General features: G+C 40.9%; 16 protein-coding genes. 6 read left to right on the top strand and 10 right to left on the bottom strand.

Annotated elements, in window-relative coordinates:
* Window positions 1-22 precede the first annotated feature (22 nt).
* The 6 genes from I6N95_RS13890 to I6N95_RS13865 form a co-directional block, all read right to left on the bottom strand.
* Window positions 23-181 (bottom strand): hypothetical protein, encoded by a 159-nt coding sequence (locus I6N95_RS13890; RefSeq protein WP_209529005.1) that lies wholly within the window; start codon window positions 179-181, stop codon window positions 23-25.
* Between the two features lie 1,457 nt (window positions 182-1,638).
* Window positions 1,639-4,530 (bottom strand): glycoside hydrolase family 3 protein, encoded by a 2,892-nt coding sequence (locus tag I6N95_RS13885; protein ID WP_209529003.1) that lies wholly within the window; start codon window positions 4,528-4,530, stop codon window positions 1,639-1,641.
* Between the two features lie 330 nt (window positions 4,531-4,860).
* A complete protein-coding gene (gene glf, locus I6N95_RS13880; RefSeq protein ID WP_209529001.1) occupies window positions 4,861-5,973 on the bottom strand; it encodes a UDP-galactopyranose mutase in 1,113 nt (370 codons plus the stop codon).
* 23 nt (window positions 5,974-5,996) lie between these two features.
* Complete coding sequence (locus tag I6N95_RS13875) at window positions 5,997-7,007, bottom strand: glycosyltransferase family 2 protein (protein WP_209528999.1); 1,011 nt, start codon at window positions 7,005-7,007, stop codon at window positions 5,997-5,999.
* Window positions 7,008-7,032: 25 nt separating this feature from the next.
* A complete protein-coding gene (locus I6N95_RS13870; protein WP_209529394.1) occupies window positions 7,033-7,518 on the bottom strand; it encodes a GtrA family protein in 486 nt (161 codons plus the stop codon).
* Between the two features lie 63 nt (window positions 7,519-7,581).
* Window positions 7,582-9,984, bottom strand: a complete 2,403-nt coding sequence (locus I6N95_RS13865) for a glycoside hydrolase family 3 C-terminal domain-containing protein (RefSeq protein ID WP_209528997.1) — start codon at window positions 9,982-9,984, stop codon at window positions 7,582-7,584.
* 282 nt (window positions 9,985-10,266) lie between these two features.
* On the opposite strand from I6N95_RS13865, the gene I6N95_RS13860 reads away from it, so the two are divergent.
* From I6N95_RS13860 to I6N95_RS13850, 3 genes are all read left to right on the top strand, one after another.
* Window positions 10,267-10,974, top strand: a complete 708-nt coding sequence (locus I6N95_RS13860; RefSeq protein ID WP_209528995.1) for a LytR/AlgR family response regulator transcription factor — start codon at window positions 10,267-10,269, stop codon at window positions 10,972-10,974.
* The gene (locus I6N95_RS13855) at window positions 10,971-12,296 is read left to right on the top strand and encodes an ATP-binding protein (protein WP_209528993.1); all 1,326 of its coding nucleotides are present in this window, start codon (window positions 10,971-10,973) and stop codon (window positions 12,294-12,296) included. The genes I6N95_RS13860 and I6N95_RS13855 overlap by 4 nt, the downstream gene beginning before the upstream one ends.
* A gap of 269 nt (window positions 12,297-12,565) precedes the next feature.
* Window positions 12,566-12,958 (top strand): YbgA family protein, encoded by a 393-nt coding sequence (locus I6N95_RS13850; RefSeq protein WP_209528991.1) that lies wholly within the window; start codon window positions 12,566-12,568, stop codon window positions 12,956-12,958.
* Window positions 12,959-12,990: 32 nt separating this feature from the next.
* Here I6N95_RS13850 and I6N95_RS13845 read toward each other — a convergent pair whose 3' ends face one another.
* The 3 genes from I6N95_RS13845 to I6N95_RS13835 all read right to left on the bottom strand — a co-directional run bounded on the left by I6N95_RS13845 (window position 12,991) and on the right by I6N95_RS13835 (window position 17,120).
* Window positions 12,991-14,583 (bottom strand): putative polysaccharide biosynthesis protein, encoded by a 1,593-nt coding sequence (locus I6N95_RS13845; RefSeq protein ID WP_209528990.1) that lies wholly within the window; start codon window positions 14,581-14,583, stop codon window positions 12,991-12,993.
* Between the two features lie 149 nt (window positions 14,584-14,732).
* The gene (locus I6N95_RS13840) at window positions 14,733-16,382 is read right to left on the bottom strand and encodes a hypothetical protein (RefSeq protein WP_209528988.1); all 1,650 of its coding nucleotides are present in this window, start codon (window positions 16,380-16,382) and stop codon (window positions 14,733-14,735) included.
* Window positions 16,383-16,394: 12 nt separating this feature from the next.
* Complete coding sequence (locus I6N95_RS13835; RefSeq protein WP_209528986.1) at window positions 16,395-17,120, bottom strand: ABC transporter ATP-binding protein; 726 nt, start codon at window positions 17,118-17,120, stop codon at window positions 16,395-16,397.
* A 142-nt stretch (window positions 17,121-17,262) separates the two neighbouring features.
* Between I6N95_RS13835 and I6N95_RS13830 the strand changes: the two genes are divergently transcribed.
* Entirely contained in the window at window positions 17,263-17,814 is a 552-nt protein-coding gene (locus I6N95_RS13830) for a helix-turn-helix domain-containing protein (RefSeq protein ID WP_209528984.1), read from the top strand.
* Between the two features lie 95 nt (window positions 17,815-17,909).
* The gene (locus I6N95_RS13825; protein WP_209528982.1) at window positions 17,910-18,527 is read left to right on the top strand and encodes a cysteine hydrolase family protein; all 618 of its coding nucleotides are present in this window, start codon (window positions 17,910-17,912) and stop codon (window positions 18,525-18,527) included.
* 24 nt (window positions 18,528-18,551) lie between these two features.
* Here the strand turns inward: I6N95_RS13825 and I6N95_RS13820 are convergent, their stop codons facing one another.
* Window positions 18,552-18,983: a flavodoxin domain-containing protein gene (locus tag I6N95_RS13820; RefSeq protein ID WP_209528980.1), complete on the bottom strand. Its 432-nt coding sequence runs from the start codon at window positions 18,981-18,983 to the stop codon at window positions 18,552-18,554.
* 117 nt (window positions 18,984-19,100) lie between these two features.
* Here I6N95_RS13820 and I6N95_RS13815 point away from each other — a divergent pair, with 117 nt between their 5' ends.
* Entirely contained in the window at window positions 19,101-19,577 is a 477-nt protein-coding gene (locus I6N95_RS13815) for a MarR family winged helix-turn-helix transcriptional regulator (RefSeq protein ID WP_245249521.1), read from the top strand.
* The last annotated feature ends 131 nt before the right edge of the window (window positions 19,578-19,708 follow it).

Genomic DNA, 19,708 nt, shown 5'->3' with positions numbered 1-19,708 from the left:
ATTTCACTTTTTAACAGTTAAGCTACTGTTCTTCTGGGTTCTCTTGCATCGAAATACCTATCGTTCCTTGTTGATCATTGATTAATTGCCCAATCCCGTCTTGCAATCCCTCAGTTTCGAAATAACCCGATTCGTACAATCCTTTTAGTATCTGGCCTAATTGGTTAATTGGCAGTTCCATTAATCTCATCCCCTTATTTTCCAATGAACTTATTCTTTCTTCCATTATATCCTAAATGATCATCTTGATTCTCATTTAACTCAGATAAGTCATATAAGTAATATTTTTTTTGCCAGCTAACTGACCCTTTTTAGCCTACTTTTTGATAATCCTTCTCTGTACTCATTTTGGAAAACCCCTTTATATCGCCAATTCGACTTGTTTACGTAATTTTTTCGAAAATTTACATGGTCAAAAAGGGTGAGTTAGCGGTTTTACAAAATGACAAAAATATGTTAAAACTAAAGCGAAGTTATTAGTTTTATTTTATTGTATTCATCAAAGATCGAAATTAGAAACATCTAGTTTATTCAACTTACTCTACCTGAATAAAAAAACAACTTTCAAATACTTTTTTCTAATTTTGTATCGTTATAGTTGACGCCCTTTTCTCGCTCATCCCATTGAAAAAAAAGCGGTAAAACATAGGCATATCATGATTTATAACCATTTGCTTAGCGAGGTGTCAACGTCAACTGATTACGGACATGCCCCTCAATTTTCGATTAACTAGTATAACAAGTTGTTTCAAATTCTCCTTAGAGGCTATTAAAAAAATGGTTTTGTTTATACCAACCAAAATAAATAACACAAGCAAACAATTTTCTGGAAATTTTGTATCGCTACAGTTGACGTCTTTTATTTTACTCATGTCGTTGCATTAACAGTAGTAAAAAACAGGAATATCAAGATTTATAACCATTTTCCTAGCGAGGTGTCAACGTCAACTGATTACGGACATAACCCTCAATTTTCGATTAAATAGTATAACGAGTTGTTTCAAATTTTCCTTAGGTGCTATTCAAAAAATGGTTTTAATTATACCAACCAAACTAAATAACACAAGCAAACAATTTTCTGGAAATTTTGTATCGCTACAGTTGACGTCTTTTATTTTACTCACATCGTTGCATTAACAGTAGTAAAACACAGTCATATCAATATTTATAACCATTTACTCACCAATGGTTCAACGTCAACTGATTACGGACATAACCCTCAATTTTCGATTAAATAGTATAACAAATTGTTTCAACTTCTCCTTAGATGCCATTCAAAAAATAGCTTTGGTTATACCAGCTATATTAAATAACACAGGAAAACGGTTTTACCAAAATTTCGTATCGTTATAGTTGACGTCTTTTATTTTACTCATGTCGTTGCATTAGCAGTAGCAAAACACAGGTATATCAAGTTTTATAACCATTTGCTCAGCGAGACTTCAACGTCAACTGATTCCGGATATGACTCATAATTTCCAATAAAATTATATAACAAGCACCTCGCTATCATCACCATCCTATCAGAAAGCTAAATAGCCGTCCTGCTATGTAAACGTCCTAACTCACTTAAGAATACCGCTGACAAAAACAGCCTGGAAAATTTTTTCCCAGGCTGTTTTACGTTTCTTTCTTTATTTATTCGCTAATTGCCGCCTTTTTCTCACGTCGTTGTCTGATTAACTTTCGTGTTGTGATAAAGAAGATAAAGGCTAATAACGCACCAATTACTGCATCCGCTGCAAACAGCATAAATTTCCATTTAGGGGTGACCTTTTTAACTTCTGTATTTGCCGTCATGCCGTTCATGGCATTGCTGTTAACAATCGTGTAAATAATATTGTGTGAAGCATTCCGCAAATGGTTAGCCATCGTCGGCGTCAACGACTCATCGGAGAAGTTCCATAACATGGTGCTAGTATTTAACCACATGTCTGTCCCCGCTTCTAACCCACCAAACATGTCTTGGTAATAAAAATTCGGGAACGAAGCTTGGTCAGTAATCACAAGACCTGTAAAGTCCCATTCCTCTCGAAGCGTGTTAGTCATCAAGCCTTTGTGACTCCCTACCCAACGCGGGCCAATTCGGTTCATCCCAGCCATGGCACCTGAAGCATTTCCTTCTCTAACGGTTGTTTCAAATGGTTTCAAGAAGACTTCCCGAACGGCTTGTTCGTTGGCAAACATCGCCCCACCCATTCGGTTTGTTTCAATGTCATTTAAGGCAAAGTGTTTCATAAAGACAAAGGTTCCTTTATTTTGGGCGCCTTCAACTTCACTAGCACTTAGTTTACCAGAAATAAAGCTGTCCTCTGAGAAGTACTCAAAATTACGACCACCAAATGGCAAGCGGTGAGTGTTGATCCCAGGTGCATACCAACCTGACACTTTAGCAGCTAAACTATCTTCCCCAATCGCTTGACCCATGCGATTCACAACGTCTGAATTCCAAGTTGAGGCCACGACTACTTGAGCGGGATAGCCCATGGCAGTCGATTCACCACCACCGACCAAGGTACTGGAAATCCCAGCAGGACCATCTTTGTTAATCGTTCCTGGTAAGTTGATTGATTCAATGTAGCGAGTGGCATATCCGCCCATTCTCACTAAGGTGGTCATATCTTCCAAACTCATTTGATCTAACAGTGCTTGATACTTATCATCGTCATAATCTGCACCAATTAACATAGCGGCGCTAAGCTTGCCGTATTCCTCGCTGATTTTCTCAAATTCAGGCATCTTGTCCTCTTTATTTTCTTCATGAGAAAACTCAAGGTCGGCCAACAGTTGTTCGCTAGCCTTCCATTTGCCATCAGCATAGACTGTCGGCCAAGTGCCTTCCCAGTCATTGCGGGAAAGGTAGACAAAGTCGTCATCGTATTTTTTTATGTCGACATTTTCAAATTGATTGCTAATCTCTTTGCCAGTTTCTGCTGAAACAGCGTAGGTTTTAGCATCTAATTGATCCACGGTAAATTTCTTTGCCAATTCTTTGCGGCCTTCAACATCCATGCCGTCAGCAACCGTTTTGCCTTTAGCAGCCAAGATGTTGTTTAACCCTTCATGAGCATTTCGGCCCGCCGCCAAATAATAGTCCCCAGCATCGACAATATAAGTCCCGTGTCCTTGACTGTCGTATGCTTTCATCTCTTCTTTTGAGACCTCAATTGTAACAGTTTCTGCTTCGCCAGCAGCAATTTCGACGGTCTTATCAAAACCAACTAATTGAACCGCTGCTTTTTCGATCAAGTTGTCCTTATCATAATCCGTATAAGGGGATTGTAAATAAAGTTGAACGGTTTCTTTTCCAGCCGTCTGGCCCTTATTAGTCACTGTTAAACTAACTTCAAAGGAATCATCCGATTCCTTGACTTGGTAATTAGACCATTCAAAATCAGTATAAGAAAGGCCATAACCAAAGGGATACTGAACCTGTGTCTCATAATCATAGGCCTGACGGTCTTCATTGCCTAAGACCACATCTTCATAACGGGTTTCATAATATTTATAGCCAATGTAGATTCCTTCACCATAAACAACGTATTTGTCACCACTCGCCACTTCGCTATTTTTAATCGTGTAATCACCAAAGTTAACCATGGCAGGCGAGCTGAAAACATCATAAGCGTATGTATCCACTAAACGCCCTGAAGGGTTTACATTGCCATTTAAAACTTCACCAATGCCATATGCCCCAGTTTGTCCTAAAGCGCCAGCCCAAATACACGCATCGATATCGTAATTCTCAAGAAAATCCAGTTCAATCGGATTAGAGGTATTTAAAATAACCACCACTTTGTCAAAATTATCTTGGGCTAACTGTAGTAAATCCCGTTCTTCTTGATCTATTTCCAAGTAATGAAAACCAGAGTCTAATTTGTCTGGAGACAGGTCAGCACTTTCACCACCAGAACGGCCAATCGTAACAATCGCTGCATCTTGATAATCAGCAAAACTACTGATCACTTCTTTTGTATAAACTGATTTAGGCACTTCATTTACTTTGAAGGCGCCTTGCCCAGTAATACTTGGAGTCTCTTTACGGAACTCTTTCCCTGGTCCTTCGGTATAAAAATCCCATAAGGTCGGGTTGATCTCAAAACCAGATTTTTTCATTACAGTCTTAAAATCAGGGGCTTGGCTCGTGTCGATCGAACCTGCACCACCACCGCCGTAAATCAAGTCCACCGAATTCTGTCCCAATAAACTGACTTTATTGCCTGACGCCAGTGGCAACGCCTTCTCTTGATTTTTTAATAGAACAATTGCTTCTTCAACAATCTCCTGCCCTAGTTGTTTGCTGTAATCATGTAGGGCCTCATTGGAATCAAAATCACTCGTGAAATAATCCACTGGTTCTTCCCCTTTTGCTGGTACTAGTTTAGAGGATGACTGCCCCAGAAATCCTGTGACGATTTGTGAATAAGATAAAATCACGACATTTCCCACAACTAATACAACAGTCAAAATAATTGTTATAAAATAAATAATAACTGCAACTGGTATTGGTAACCTTCTTTTCTTTTTCATTTAAACGCTTCCTCTCATGGTCTCATTACTAGGAGGCCTGCTCGCCCCTCTAACATTTAGAACGCTTTCAATTGAGTGACAAAAAATGTCAAAACATCTCACAACTCTCCCCCTTATGTCTCTAGAATATGCCGCCCGCTTTCAAGGCAGTTTAATATTCTTCAAATGTTATATTAAGTATAGCATCTCCCTGTTTGGATTAAATAATTCTTGCATAACCTGTCGCGAAAAAAACATATCTTGTCACCCGCTTAATTTAGGACACACAAAAAAGAGAGCCCCATTCTTTTCAGCGATTTTTTTCGCGAAAAGACGGAGTTCTCCTGGTTTTTAGTTAAATTCTCGTTTCACCATCGCAAGCGCACTGGCAACGACCTGATCCATATTTAAATACTGATAAGTACCCAAACGACCACCAAAAAGAACATTATCTTCTTTTTTGGCTAATTTCACATACTTTTTATAGAGTTGAGTATTCTCATCATCATTAATTGGATAATAAGCCTCATCTCCTTGATGCCAATCTTTAGAATATTCCTTGGTAATAATCGTGTCCGGCTGCTGGCCGAAATTAAAATGTTTATGTTCGATAATCCGCGTATAAGGCGTTTGCCCATCGGTATAATTAACAACTGCATTGCCCTGATAATTAGCAACGCCTTGCAACAGTTCTGTTTCAAATCTCAAAGAGCGATAGGCTAACGTCCCTAGCTGATAATCAAAAAATTCATCAATCATGCCTGAATAGATAATTTTGGGATAATTTTGTAAATACTCGACTTTATTATCAAAAAAATCAACCTCAGTTTCAACCACAATCTGATCTGAGGCTAACATCTTTTTAATAATCTCAGTGTATCCGCCAATCGGAATTCCTTGATAGTTATCAGAAAAATAATTATTATCAAAGGTGAAGCGCACAGGTAATCGCTTAATAATAAAAGCTGGCAGTTCCTTGGGATCTTTCCCCCATTGCTTTTTGGTGTATTCCTTGATTAAGGTGTGGTAGATATCCGTCCCCACTAAAGTAATAGCTTGTTCTTCCAAGTTTTGCGGGTCTTTGCCGGCCAAAACCTCTCGCTGTTCTGCAATTTTTGCTTGAGCTTCAGCTGGCGTAAGGGTCCCCCATAATTGATAAAAGGTGTTCATGTTAAATGGTAAATTATAGAGTTTTCCTTGATAATTTGCGATCGGGGCGTTAACAAAATGATTAAACTCAGTAAATTGATTTAGGTAGTCCCAAATGGATTTATTATTCGTATGAAAAATATGCGCACCATAACGATGAACATCAATCCCGGCTACTCGCTCCGTATAAATATTACCGCCAAGATGGTCACGCTTGTCAATCACTTTAACTCGGCAGCCCCGTTTAGCCGCTTCATAAGCAAAGGTTGAACCAAACAAGCCGGCTCCCACAACTAAATAATCAAACTCAGACATACGCCTTTCCCCCTAATCTCACCCTAATTAAATCCGTAAATTTTTTGTAGCACCCGATAAACACCAATTACCGTGTAGCGCCCCGTTTTACCTGGCAGATTTACACTATAGCCAATTAAGCTTTTTCGCATCATTCGATACAATGGCAGATTTTTTTTGGCAATAGACGACCATAACTGGGCTTTTTTCTGTAGATTTTCCGGTGAGCCCTCTTTTAGTAGCATCACAGAAGAAACGCTGGTGATAATTTCCAAATACTGGCGCATGTATTTTTTCTGATCCTCATTTAAATCTGTCAACTGCGTATAAAAATCAACCATCCGCTGATTGACGAATAGCTGTTGATCGATGCGAGCAATCATATTTTTTTCATTTACCGATTGGTCATCACGTCCGATGAAATAACGGTAAAAATCCACGTCTAAATAATAGATCCGCTTAACATAAGGGAGCGGTTCAAAAGCGTAAAGATTGTCCACATAAAAGGTGTGTTTAGGCAAACTCAACTGACATGCTTCCAGAACAGAACGTCGGTAAATCAAGGCATGCATCAGTAAATATTTGCCGATCGGCAACTTGACTTCGTCCCAGGAAAAAACGCGGTTAGCCGGCAAGGTGGTTGAATAGTTAATGCTCTTCTTATTGCGAGCACCCACTTTTTCATAAACATAATTATTGATGATCATGTCAACACCACCTTCTGACCTTAAGCTTTCAATCAGGCTTAAGATAGCTTTTAAGGCAGCTTGATCCACCCAGTCATCGCTGTCGACAATTTTAAGATAGTCACCTGTGGCGATCTTTAATCCAGAATTAATGGCCATGCCATGTCCACCATTTTCTTGATGAACCACCTTGATCATCGTCGGAAACCAGCGCTGATAATCATCAGCAATTTCAGCCGTTCGATCAGTTGAACCATCATTCACAATGATAATTTCCAAGCTTTCACCACCACTCAACAGCGAATCCAAACAGTGGTTCATATAGGCTTCTGAATTATAACAAGGGACGACCACGCTTAACAATTTCATTATTAAATACTCCTTTTTCTAGCCCTTACTCCTTCTTCATAATTTTGAACTTCATCATCGGGTAATTAATCACCACCTGTAAGACGATGTTCACAATATTGGCAAATGTTGGGGCAAAACCATGTAAAAATGGTTGTGTTAGTTTTATCATATAAGGTGGTAACCAAACAGAAAGAATCCCCGCAACCGTCACGGTTAAAATATACCATGGCAGAACTTTTTTGATGTCAACCGTTGCCGAAAATACAAACTTCCGTTGAACAATAAAATTGACAATTTGAGCGCAGACATAGGCTAAAAGAAAACTCAGAAACCCTGCAAGTCCGCCTTCGGTTGCCGAATAGTTAAAAATAAACCAATGAAAATTAATCTCAGATAAGCTTGCAAACAAAAGACCTGTTCCAATCCACAACACGATAAAATTGGTGATCGTCGCCACATTGCTCATGATATTAAACATGATAAATTCAAATAAATCTGGGTGTTTCTCCTTAAATTTTCGAATGGCCATTAAGGGGCCTTGTTTTTTAGATTCCACTGATTAATCACCTTTATAAGTATAGTATAGTGTAGCTTAAATTCCCCTTTTTTGCAATTTTCGATTACGGCGGAAAGCCCCAAAAAGTTGACCCGCTCCTGACCAAAAACGCCCATTCACCATGACCACAACAGCTTCCATCATCTCATGATTGGCCATACCATTGGTCATTTTTCCAACTGCTGTAAAGGTCATATTGTAAATAAACAGAATATTTAAATTAGGTTTCCCTTTTTTCTCACTGCGTTTTAAAATTCCATTTAAAATATGATAGACCACACGGGCGGCGCCACTTTTAGCATAGACCAATTGACTAATCGAATCATTCATAAACAGTTCTTGGCCTTTTGTAAAAGGTAAAAGACGAACTTCTTTCCCTAATAATATTTCAAATTCGGCCATGGTAACTTGAGCGACCTGACCACTAAAATAATGAGGGATTGTCGCCACATCATAAGATAAAACAACCTCTTGCCCCTTTTGCTGGCAACTACCGCTTAAGCGAATATCCTGAACACTTGCCCCAACCAACAGTTGATATTCCCCTGGCTCCACTTGCCACTCTTGACTCGCTACATTGTAGTAGCGGAAGGTTTTATCATCAAAGGGTATCTCTATTCGCTGGCTCTCGCCAGCTTTTAGAAAGACTTTGGTAAAACCTTTCAATTCTTTTTCTGGACGATAGATCAGCTCCGACTCTTTGGCTACATATAGTTGCACAATCTCAGCCCCATCATACTGCCCTACATTGCTAATTAGACAACTAATGCCGGTCTGACTAATCTCTAAATCCGCATAAGCGAACTGAGTGTAACTCAAGCCGTAACCAAAAGGGTATTTGACTGCCTTTTGCACGGTTTCAAAATAGCGGTAACCAATATAAGGCCCTTCCTGATAAACCGTTTGATTGGTAGCACTCGGATAGTCTCTAGCAGCTGGTAACTCCCGATAGTCATGAGGGTAGGTTTCACTTAATTTGCCGCTAGGAGTGGCTTGTCCCACAATAACGTCAAGCATCGCGCTTGGCCCAGCTTGACCACCTAAGTACCCGTGAAGAATCCCTTGAACCTCCTCATCCCAAGCCATGTCTATGACTGAACCGGCGGAAATAATGGCAACCACCTTTGAATTAACTGCCGAAATGGCTTTAATCAAGGCTAACTGATTATCAGGCAAAGACAAGGTCGTGCGATCCAATCCTTCTGACTCACTAATTTCATCAAGTCCCACATAAAGCAGAACTGTGTCAACTTGTTTAGCTAACGTTACCGCTTCATCGATCAACTTTTGATCTTCTTTAAAACTGCGATGATAACCTTTCGCAAACCCTCGATAATCAAGGTCATAAGCACCAATCACTTCTAAAGTCGTATCCAACTGAGTTGGATTGACAACGGATGAACCGGCCCCTTGATAGCGAGGCGTTTCGGCAAAGTCACCGATGATGCCGATGGTCGTTTTAGCTTTAAGCGGAAGCACCTCTTGATTTTTCAGCAAGACAATGCTTTCCCGGGCAGCCTTTTTGGCAACTTCATGATGCTCTTCTAAAGTCCGTTGGCTTCTCTCCTTGTTGCTGGCGGTTGCCAACACCACTGACAATAACTCATCAACACGCTGGTCAAGCAGACTTTCTGATAAACGACCTGAGGCAACAGCGTCGACAAGCTCCTTGGCTCCATTGACGCCTGTCGTCGGCATTTCCAAATGACTACCTGCTACTACCCCCATTACGTGGTCATTACTGCCACCCCAATCAGATACTACAAAGCCATCAAACCCCCATTCCTTCACGAGGACTTCTTGCAACAACCAGTCGTCTTCATTGGCATATACGCCATTTAAGCGATTATAAGCGGTCATCACAGACTTAGCCTGTCCTTCTTTGACTGCTATTTCAAATCCTGTTAAGTATATTTCTCTTAGAGTCCGCTCGTCGACAATCGAATCAGTCGTCATGCGGCGGGTTTCTTGACTGTTAGCCGCTAAATGCTTCGGACATGCGACAACCCCATTCTCTTGAATGCCACGAGTATAAGCCGCAGCCATTTTCCCTGCTTGATAGGGATCTTCACTGAAATACTCAAAATTTCGCCCGCAAAAAGGGTGTCGTTTAATGTTTAAGCCTGGTCCTAAAACCACATGAACATTGTTATTGCGCGCTTCTGCTCCTAAACTACGGCCGATCTCCGCCCCTAACTCAGGGTCCCAACTGTTGGCAACGGTAGCGGCCGTTGGGAAACAAGTCGCCTTTAAGCTAGCATTTAACCCTAGATGGTCAGAAGCCCCTTCCTGTTTGCGTAAGCCGTGAGGCCCATCTGCTAGAAAGATCGCCGGAATCCCTAAAGCCTCATAAGGGACGGTTTCCCACGTACTTGCTCCTGACATTAAAAAGGCTTTTTGTGTCAGAGATAATTGCTCAATTAATTGTTGATGTTTCATTCTTACGTCACTCCTCCTATAAATGGTCGATCCCATCAGCTCAGCTATTTCAATTAGTAAAAAGGCGATGGCAGCCCATTTAAGCTCTTAAATTTAGTATAGCATCAGGGGAAACGTTTGCAATCAAGCATGCATAACTTGAGTCATTTCATTCATTTTCTGTCGCAGGTTTAAGTATGACGAGAAGCAGACCTTTTCCATATCTATAGCACAAGTCTAAAAAGTTTGTTATACTATTTCACGAAAGTAACAGTTACCTATCAAGATGAGGGAGCGAACAGGATGAGAATTGCGATTGTTGAAGATAATGAAGCCAATCGTTTAACGCTGGAACACCATATCGAAACTTTTTTTAATCAGCATCACATCAAGTGTACCATTGATTGTTATCATGACGGCTTAGGTATCGTTGACAATTACCAAAGCAATTACGATATCATTTATTTTGATGTGGAAATGGAAATAATGGATGGCATGACGGCTGCCAAAAAAATTCGGCAAGTAGATGAGGCAGTTATGATCGTCTTTGTCACCAACTACGTGCAATTTGCCATTGAAGGCTACGCAGTCAACGCAGTCGATTTTTTGCTTAAACCACTGACTTATTTTAACTTCAGTGAGCACTTCAAAAAAGTCTTAAAAAAACAAGCCAATCAGGAACAAAAACATCTGACGATAAAAGCCAGTAGCGGCTTTCAAAAAATCAACCTCAGTGACTTGATTTTTGTGGAAAGTGACGGCCATTACTTAAAATTACACACTAGTGAACAAACCCACACGATTTTAGAGTCCATGAAAAATATGGAACAGAAATTGCTAAAGGATGATTTTTTTCGTTGTAATAACTGTTATTTAGTCAACCTTAAACACGTCTCTGGCATCGAAAAAAACATCGCTAAAGTAGGACGCTACGACTTGCAGATCAGCCGTCCCCGAAAAAAGGAGTTTCTCGAAGCGCTGACTAACTACATTGGAGATGACCTGTCATGATGCAAGATCTCTTGCCTAATATTCCGCGCTATTACACAGCTTTGGCCGAGTGGTTAACCTGTTTAATCGTTATTTTACCCTTAACTAAACGGGCGCGCTGGCCACTGATTTTCACCTTAATGGGCATTGGTCAAGTCGGCCTCCAACTGTTAGTTAGCCGCTGGAGCTTGGCTTTTTGGATACCCGGTATGGCCTTAAATGTCTTATGGATGTTTTTAACGATTTATGCCAGCGGGGCAATTAATTTGAAGTACGCCAGTTATCTGTGCGCCAAAGCCTTTATCGTTGCCGAATTTATGGCAGCCTTTGCTTGGCAAATGTATTGTCATTTATTCCTGGAATCTTTTCCTGACAACCCCTATATCGCCTTAGGCACTAACTTAGTTTGGTATCTGGTTATTTTAACCATTATTTACTTATATGAACAGCGAATTCATCGCATCGATGCCTCCTTAACTATTCAATCGCGGAATGTCTTTATCGCTGTCCTGACCGCCGTCATTATTTTTGCCATCAGCAATATCGGCTTTTTATTAGCCACCACCACTTACTCTTTTGGCGACCCTTTGTCGATTTTTTTAGTGAGAACATTGATTAACTTTTGTGGCATTTGCATTCTGTATATGCAAGAAAAACAGGTGTATGAACACCATCTGCAAAATGAATTAAAAGCCGTTAACAATATCTTCCAAAATCACTATGAACAATACGTGGCTTATAAAGAAAGTGCCGGCTTGATCGAGCAAAAATTTCACGATTTGAAACACCAAATTGAAATTATTCGTACGGAAAAAAACTCAGAAAAAAAAGAAGCCTATCTGGATGAAATGACGCAAGCCATCAATACCTTTAGCTCCGATATTCATACGGGAAATGGCATTTTGGACACCATCTTATCACGGAAAAACATTTACTGCCTTGAAAAAGAGATCCGGTTCACCTGTATTGTCGACGGTCAATTGCTAAATTTTATGGATACGATGGACATCTGCAGCCTTTTTGGCAATGCTTTGGATAATGCCACAGAAGCGGTTTTACGATTACCTGACAAGGAACAACGACTGGTTAATCTAAGGGTCTTCAAAAGGGGGCACTTGGCCATGATTTTAGTGGAAAACTACGCCACAGACCAGATCGACTTATTGGACGGCCTGCCTCAAACAACCAAGTCAAATAAAGATTATCACGGTTATGGCTTAAAAAGCATCTCTTACATCGCTGAAAAATATGAAGGAAATATGAGCGTCTCCATGGAAAACAACTGGTTTTCTTTAAAAGTACTCTTCCCATTAAGAAAAGCGGAACGAGGCGTTCAGCCCTGAAAGAAAAATAGCAAAATAGTTAAGTGATGCTTTTTGTCACTAAAATATTTTTGTCTTTTTTCCGAAGGGTTGCCTCGTGAAGCTGGATCCAATTGGAAAGGTTAACTTTTCCAATTGGACAGACCTCTCAGTTCACTGACTTGAGCAAAGTTAGTACAACAAGTCAAATGACCGACAACAACCGATTTTGTTTATCTTGCATCTCAGGCTCTTTGAGTTACACTAATAACTAACACTGTCATTCATCTAGTGACAAAGGAGGAAACCAAATGGCAAAGCTCTCGCCGCCACAGGAAGAGTGGGCTACTTGGAAGTATTTAGTCATGTCCCGTTCACAAGGTCTCTATAACGACATTCGCCAACTTTTTTCAGGTAATCAATGGACGGTGGAAAAAGAAAAACACTTCCGTAAGCTTTTAATAACAGCTCAAGAAACCGAACCCAGCCTTGGCAGTTTGCGCAATGCTTACCAACATGTTTGGGGCTATTTTAAGAAAATAGCAACCCCTGAAGAAAAAGCCAACTTTCAAACCAAACTAGCCGCTCTTAGTTTAACAAACGATCAGGTAAAGCCCTTGTTGTACTCACTGGCTCGTCGTTATAAGCTACCCTACTTGCTTAACTCTCGTTTATTAATCGAAAAAGCCTCTCGAACAGACTGACTTCACTGACAGAGCTGTTGGAGAGGCTTGCTTTATTTATTTTTGAAAGCTAAGTAATAGTGCTTAGCCGTTTTGCGAAAGACAATGAGGCCGTATACGAGAACCCCAATGGCAGCAATGATTATCGCATAAAGCAGACTAGCCAGCCATGAATTTAGATCCACATAAGGTTGTAACATCCTTCCTGCCAAATAGCAGACTCCCCCCATTATCAAGCTACCACCTAAAACTCGACCAACATTACTGCGAACATAGTAGAGTGGGCGAATCTGATACTTATCCGTCAACCGCTTGTAGGCCAAAAAAGTGATCAAACTGAAAGAAAGAGTGGAAGCCAAGTTGGCGCCATACCCTTCAAAGAAGTAAATACATGGGATCTGTAAGAGCACCTTGGCAAGCAGACCAAACCCGAAGTAACTCAGGGCTAAGCGATGTTCCCCTAAGGATTGAATAATCGTAAAAACAGCGGCAAACAGTGAAAAAGCCACCGCAGCAAAAACTGCCATCACTAAATAATTGCCGCCTTGGCTGTCAACACCAAAAATCAAACGGTAGGCCGGTTGAGCTAACACCATCAAACCAACTGCCATCGGCAACAACATCATCAAGGTCATGCGCAAACTATCAGCCACTGCCCGCTCCAACTCAGCCCGATCGCGCTTGCCGATTTCAGCAATTAATGGTAGCGAGGCACTTCCGACTGAGGCGGCTAATGCGATGACTAAGGCTGTCAATTTATTGGGATTCGCCGAGGATTGGCTAAAGAGAAACTCAATGTCTTTAGGAGTGATACCGCCCTTAGCGACTAAAATTTCTTTTAGCATCAATTGGTCGATCAATTGAGCCAAGGTAATCGCCGATCCAATAATCACAAAGGGAATCGATTCCTTAATAATCGAAAAAAGCAATTGTTTAACAGAGACTGGCAACGCAGGTAAACTGTCGCTAATTTTTTGTTGGAAGAATTGACGCCTTTGATAGGCATAAACCAACAGATAGACCAAGGCTAATAGACCACCAATAAAAGAAGCAAAGGTACTGAGTTTGACCGCTTCAGCGATCTTTCCCTGATTGACTTGTAGCACGAAATAGGTAAAGCCTAAAATAAAGACTACCCGACCAAACTGCTCCAATATTTGCGACAAGCTAAAAGGTTTCAATTCATTGTTCCCTTGAAAAAAACCTCTAAAAACACTTAAAACGGGAATCAGCGCCAATGAAGGACAGAGGGAGCGAATACACATGATCGCGTCTTCAGTGTTGCTAACTGGACTGATCTGCGCCAAAAGAGGTGCTAATAGATACATTAAAACTGCGGAAACAATCCCAGTAGCAGTCATCAACAGACCGCTGACTTTTAAGACGTTTAAACTGGTTCTAAAGTTATTTTTGCCGTTATATTCGGCAACTTGCTTGGCGATCGCACTGGGAAAGCCGGCTGTTCCCAAGGTCAAAAATAGCGCATAAGGAACATAAGCCACATTGTATAAGGCTTGAGCTTCCAAGCCTTCTTGCTGACTGCCCATCATCGCCAGCCAAGGGATAATATAAATAATGCCTAATATTTTGGAGAACATATTGGCAAAGGATAACCAAAATGTGCCAATAACTAATTTCTTTTTCATCTTTTCCCTACTCTCCTACGTAACTTATTTACTTTAGCAGACTATTGGGATTTGAACAATTCCTTTTTTGCTTTTTTAGCAAAGATTTAAGGTTGTCAGTTGCTGCGAAACGATAAAAACACCTAAGGCCTTTCCTTAGGTGTTTTTGACTATTTCTTAATCGGCCGTACTGCTTCTTTCGAGTAAAGCAAGCCGGTGATCAGCGCCACAAGCAAACTTAACAATAGGGATAATATAACTGGCTCCAGCGGAATGATGCCGATTGTCACAAAAACACCACACAACCCGATCACCACGACGCCGCCGAGCATTCCTAACATGCTCATCATGCTCTGCTTAATCAACTGTGTTTCTTCCTGCCAATCAAAGTAAGCCATGCGGTTGCCGATCATCACGCCGATAAAAGCAGAGGCAATTACTAATACGACCGGTGTCACAAAAAGATTAATCGTTTCCCCAAAATTAGGTTTGAGGGCCAAACTCATTAAAGCAGAACAAATAATTGAGGTTGGTAAGGTAAAGGTTAGGTTGACCAATAAGTAACTGTCGTATAACGTTTTCGGCGAAATCGGCAGTGACTGAATCAGCCAAATCGTCTTCCCTTCTAATGCTAGTGAGACACAGGCGGTATTGGTCATGCTGGCCATTGCCGCGACAATAAAAGGGGCTGCACTTTTTAAGACAGGTAACAAGCCGGGCATTTCTAAAGTTTGAGCAAATCTTTCTGGTCCGACCACTAACACGGCTCCTGCCGCGATCAGAGCCATCAGACATCCCATCAATAAATTAGTTGCGGCGACGGTCGATTTCAAAATCCGCATCAAGGTCTTTTTGTACAGGGCACCGAGCTGGTTCCCCTGATGTAAGGTCACCAATTGATAGTCGGCCCGACTGGCACGAGAGGTGATAGCCGTATTTATTTGTTGATAACGCCATGACAATAAATAGACAAAACCCAAGTACCAAAAAATCGAAATCCCAGCAAATAAAATAAACTGCCAAAACTGGCCTTCCACCACTCCAGCTGTAAACAAAGCGGCTGGTGGATAGAGCTGATTAATGCTCTCTGAAACAAGCGGAACAAAGGAGGATAGGGCCCCTATGTCAATATTACCAGAACTATCAAATAACCCGGCTACAACAGAATCCGCAGAGCCTAAACTCATGCTGCCAACTAAGATGGCCACAATCAGGACAAAAGACAAAATCGTTGCAATGCCACTGGCATATTTAAACTTAGCAGAAACGGCCGTAATCAGCGCGCCTAAAACAGCCGCTAAGGTAGTTGGCAGTAAGCTGCTTAGCAAGATGCCCAACAGCCATAAGGGATAAAAATACCAGGCGGGCTGGCCATACCAAGCATAGACTGCCCCCATAGGTAGCATTATCGCTAAACTAAACAAAGTGTTCCAAAGATACATATTAATAAAACGACTATTGATCACGCCCCGGGTTGAAATGGGCAATGACATCACCATATCATAATCCTTAAAGCCAAATAATTCACCATTTGCTTTAAACATCGTAAAAAACAAACTAAGTAAACTACTAATTAACAACGCAATGCTTGGTGTTAAGTCATTAAAGCCAAGCAAGGCGTAACCAACCGCCATACTTGTCAGATAACCGAGAAGTATAATCATGACAAACACAATCACGATCATCATCATGAGTTTATGACGCTTCTTTTTAGGGTCTTTCTCATAACGAAAAACATTTAAACCCGTTTGAGCTAACAGGCGGTTTTTTACCAACAACCAAGTCAGATGTTTGCCCGTTTTTTGCACATGTTCATTCATTTATCCGTCCCCCTAGACCTCTTGACTCAGAATATCCATAAAGACATCTTCCAAACTGCCACCCGCTTTTTCGGCCAACATCGTCTCCATCGTACCAGCAAAAGCCAATTTACCATGGTTAATCATGGCCACTTTATTACAAAGTTTTTCCGCCACATCCAAAACATGAGTTGAAAAGAAAATCGCACTGCCTTTGCCGCACAACTCATGCATCAATTGCTTTAAGACCACTGCTGCCTTTGGATCAAGACCAACAAAGGGTTCGTCTAAGACCAAGAGCTTTGGCTCGTGAACCACAGCTGAAATGATGGCTAACTTTTGTTTCATGCCGTGAGAGTAAGAGGATATTAAATCACCTAAGCTGGCTGTTAGTTCAAAAGCATCAGCGTATTGTTTGATTCGCTCCTGCCGAATATTAGCCGCTACACCAAACACATCGGCAATAAAGGTTAAATATTGAATCCCAGTTAAATGCTCGTATAAATCAGGATTGTCAGGAATATAAGCCAGTTGCTGCTTGCAAATAAGCGGCTCTGTTCTCATGGAATGGCCGTCAATCAGAATCTCTCCTTCTTCATAATCCAAAACTCCCACCACAGCCTTAATCGTGGTACTCTTTCCCGCACCGTTGTGACCGATAAAACCAAAAATATCACCTGCCTCAACTTTTAGACTAATAGTGTCGACGGCCTTTTTGCCCCCTTTATACGTCTTACTAAAGTTATTGATTGTTAACATCCCTGTCATCCTTCTTTCCATTGCTGTTGACTATATATTATCAAAATGATAACATAATTACAATGATAATAAAAACAAATCGTTCAGCAGGCGTTTTTTCTAAAAAAAATCGCCTCTTAAGCAACATGAAAGGATGCTCAAAATGGAACTAACGACCAAAGAATTGATGGAGTGTTTTGTTAATCCCACCAAAAGCAGTCTGATTCTCACCATTCAACAATTGGGGAACTGCACTGCTAAAGAACTGATGGCCCATCAGCCGGAAATTCCTCAAGCCACGCTTTATCGAACCTTAAAACACCTGACAAAAATCGGCATTATTACCGTTGTTTCGGAAAAAAAAGTTCGGGCCGTTACGGAAAAAACTTACGGATTAAACACATCCTTTGCCCCAGATATCGAAAAGATGATTGCCGAAAATAACGGTGCAGCTTACTTCCAGCTCATGAGTAGCTTTACCCTCCAATTACTGGCCGAATTTAAGGCCTACTCGGAACAACCCATCATTGATATACGCCATGATGGCTCTGGTTTTTCCGCCACACCGATTTATGTAACGGAAACAGAATTGCAAACGCTGGCCCAAGAGATCGCAAATGTGACCAAACCTTACCAAACCAAAGGGACTGATCCGGATAACCAGCAGAAGCTCCACACGATGGCGCTAGTTTTTACACCGCCCAAAGAAAACTGATCGATACATTCCGTAAAATAATCCGAATAGATAGCTCCACTGGATTATTCAATAGGGGATAAACCCAAAAATGGAGCTTGAAAGGTCGTCTTAATATGTTAATTTTCATCACGATAATGTTCGTTTCACTGATTTTTCTAATTGGTTGGCGCCTTCATCGGTTAATAGCCGCTACAACCGGTCCTCAGATTTCGCCACAGGCCACAGGCTCTGCTTTGTTGGTGATCGATATGCAAGTGGGCATTATCAATCAGCCTCATTATAAAAAAAAGGAGGAATTGATTAAAGCCGTTCAAGGGATCATCGATGGGGCAAACGAGCAATTAGATGTGATTTATATTAAACACAGCATTCCCCCACACCCAATTGATAGCTTATTAACAGCTGGACAGATGAAACCGGGAACAGCAGACACAGAATTAATTGCCGAATTTGCTAATCAAAGCCTTGTCTTCCACAAACATCGAGCTGATGCCTTTACAGCTGCTGACTTCGACGCCTACTTAGTCAAACGCCAGATTAAACAGCTCTACCTCGTGGGAGCAGATGCCAGCAGTTGTGTCTATCGAACAGCCCTTGGAGGAAAAAACCGCGGTTACGATGTGACCATTCTCGAAGATGGGTTATTTGCAACGAGTCAAAAAATGAAAGAAAAAATGCTGGTTAGCTATCACAAACAAGGCATTCAAACTGCCACTACCCCCTTCCAATAACCACTGATCAAAAGCTTCTTAAGTTTAGCTGAGTTTGCCTACAAACTCGGCTATTTTTCCCTGATCAATGCCCTTTAATTTATGCTCAGAACTAACTGGCACCCAATTGGCTTTATATCCGCCAAAGCTCATAATTGCCAGCGCCGTTTGACGAATGGCTTCAGGAATACTAGCTACAATCACCGCTTCAGTAGTTTGCGGCTTGGCTTGACATAAAAAGCAAGCTAGCTCCTTCGATAATAATTCAGCTTGATTTTTTTGCAAATAGTCCCGTATCGATTTATACATTTTATCATTGCGCACCCCAGCTCCCACGATGACTCGCTCAAATTTCGCCAGCTCAGGCTGAGCCCTCTCGATATCAATCATCTTAGCTCCCACTATGCTTTCAGTTAATAACTTGGCACACTCTGCTGAAGCACCAGATTTAGTTCCATAAATAATCAATGTTTCCATGTTGTTCTCCTTTCGTCGACTTGCTGTAATGAAGCTGATTTGCTATAATTTAATTATCTCGTTAGAAAAGTATCTCGTTTAACGAGATATATTACATCATAAAGGGGGATCCTTATTTTGTCAACGAATCAAGACGCGAGGGATTTAACCTCAAAACAATTAACCGATCTAATGCGGGCTCTTGGCTCACGAACGATTCTCTATCAGCAATCAGTCATTAAACAGTTGGATATTTCAGGCAATGATTTTATCTCGATTGACCTATTAAATGAACTGGGGCCCATGACCGCAGGAGAATTAAGTAAAAAAACCGGCTTATCTACAGGGACGATTACCGCTTTAATCGATCGGTTAGAAAAAATTGGTTACGCTCGCCGCGAAAAAGATCCAAATGACCGCCGACGAGTGATGATTGTTCCGACTTATGAGGAAAAAGCCGAAATTAAAACTAGCTATGAGTCATTAAATCTTGCCATGCTTGATCTAGCAGATCATTATAGCTACGAACAACAGATGGTAATTAATGACTTTTTAACAAAGGCCGTGGCGCTGCTTGATACAGAACTGCAACAGCCCCAAAACAAAAAGACTTAGGAAAATTCCGAGGCTGCTGAAAAAGTTAAATAATTAAAGTTGTATAAAATGATAGCTGTTTTATACAACTTTTTTTTGATTTTACAGACTTTTTCCGTTCAATTTGAGATAATATAGGTAGAAAAAATAAA

The sequence above is a fragment of the Vagococcus allomyrinae genome, assembly GCF_017829975.1.
GTDB lineage: Bacteria > Bacillota > Bacilli > Lactobacillales > Vagococcaceae > Vagococcus_D > Vagococcus_D allomyrinae.
This window is presented reverse-complemented; position numbering and strand designations above follow the sequence as displayed.

Coding starts and splice junctions, on each gene's coding strand:
- I6N95_RS13890 (WP_209529005.1), bottom strand. CDS start 181: ATGGAACTGCCAATTAACCAATTAGGCCAGATACTAAAAGGATTGTAC.
- I6N95_RS13830 (WP_209528984.1), top strand. CDS start 17,263: ATGGAACTAACGACCAAAGAATTGATGGAGTGTTTTGTTAATCCCACC.
- I6N95_RS13820 (WP_209528980.1), bottom strand. CDS start 18,983: ATGGAAACATTGATTATTTATGGAACTAAATCTGGTGCTTCAGCAGAG.
- I6N95_RS13885 (WP_209529003.1), bottom strand. CDS start 4,530: ATGAAAAAGAAAAGAAGGTTACCAATACCAGTTGCAGTTATTATTTAT.
- I6N95_RS13855 (WP_209528993.1), top strand. CDS start 10,971: ATGATGCAAGATCTCTTGCCTAATATTCCGCGCTATTACACAGCTTTG.
- I6N95_RS13860 (WP_209528995.1), top strand. CDS start 10,267: ATGAGAATTGCGATTGTTGAAGATAATGAAGCCAATCGTTTAACGCTG.
- I6N95_RS13825 (WP_209528982.1), top strand. CDS start 17,910: ATGTTAATTTTCATCACGATAATGTTCGTTTCACTGATTTTTCTAATT.
- I6N95_RS13865 (WP_209528997.1), bottom strand. CDS start 9,984: ATGAAACATCAACAATTAATTGAGCAATTATCTCTGACACAAAAAGCC.
- I6N95_RS13875 (WP_209528999.1), bottom strand. CDS start 7,007: ATGAAATTGTTAAGCGTGGTCGTCCCTTGTTATAATTCAGAAGCCTAT.
- I6N95_RS13870 (WP_209529394.1), bottom strand. CDS start 7,518: ATGGCCATTCGAAAATTTAAGGAGAAACACCCAGATTTATTTGAATTT.
- I6N95_RS13840 (WP_209528988.1), bottom strand. CDS start 16,382: ATGAATGAACATGTGCAAAAAACGGGCAAACATCTGACTTGGTTGTTG.
- I6N95_RS13835 (WP_209528986.1), bottom strand. CDS start 17,120: ATGTTAACAATCAATAACTTTAGTAAGACGTATAAAGGGGGCAAAAAG.
- I6N95_RS13850 (WP_209528991.1), top strand. CDS start 12,566: ATGGCAAAGCTCTCGCCGCCACAGGAAGAGTGGGCTACTTGGAAGTAT.
- glf (WP_209529001.1), bottom strand. CDS start 5,973: ATGTCTGAGTTTGATTATTTAGTTGTGGGAGCCGGCTTGTTTGGTTCA.
- I6N95_RS13845 (WP_209528990.1), bottom strand. CDS start 14,583: ATGAAAAAGAAATTAGTTATTGGCACATTTTGGTTATCCTTTGCCAAT.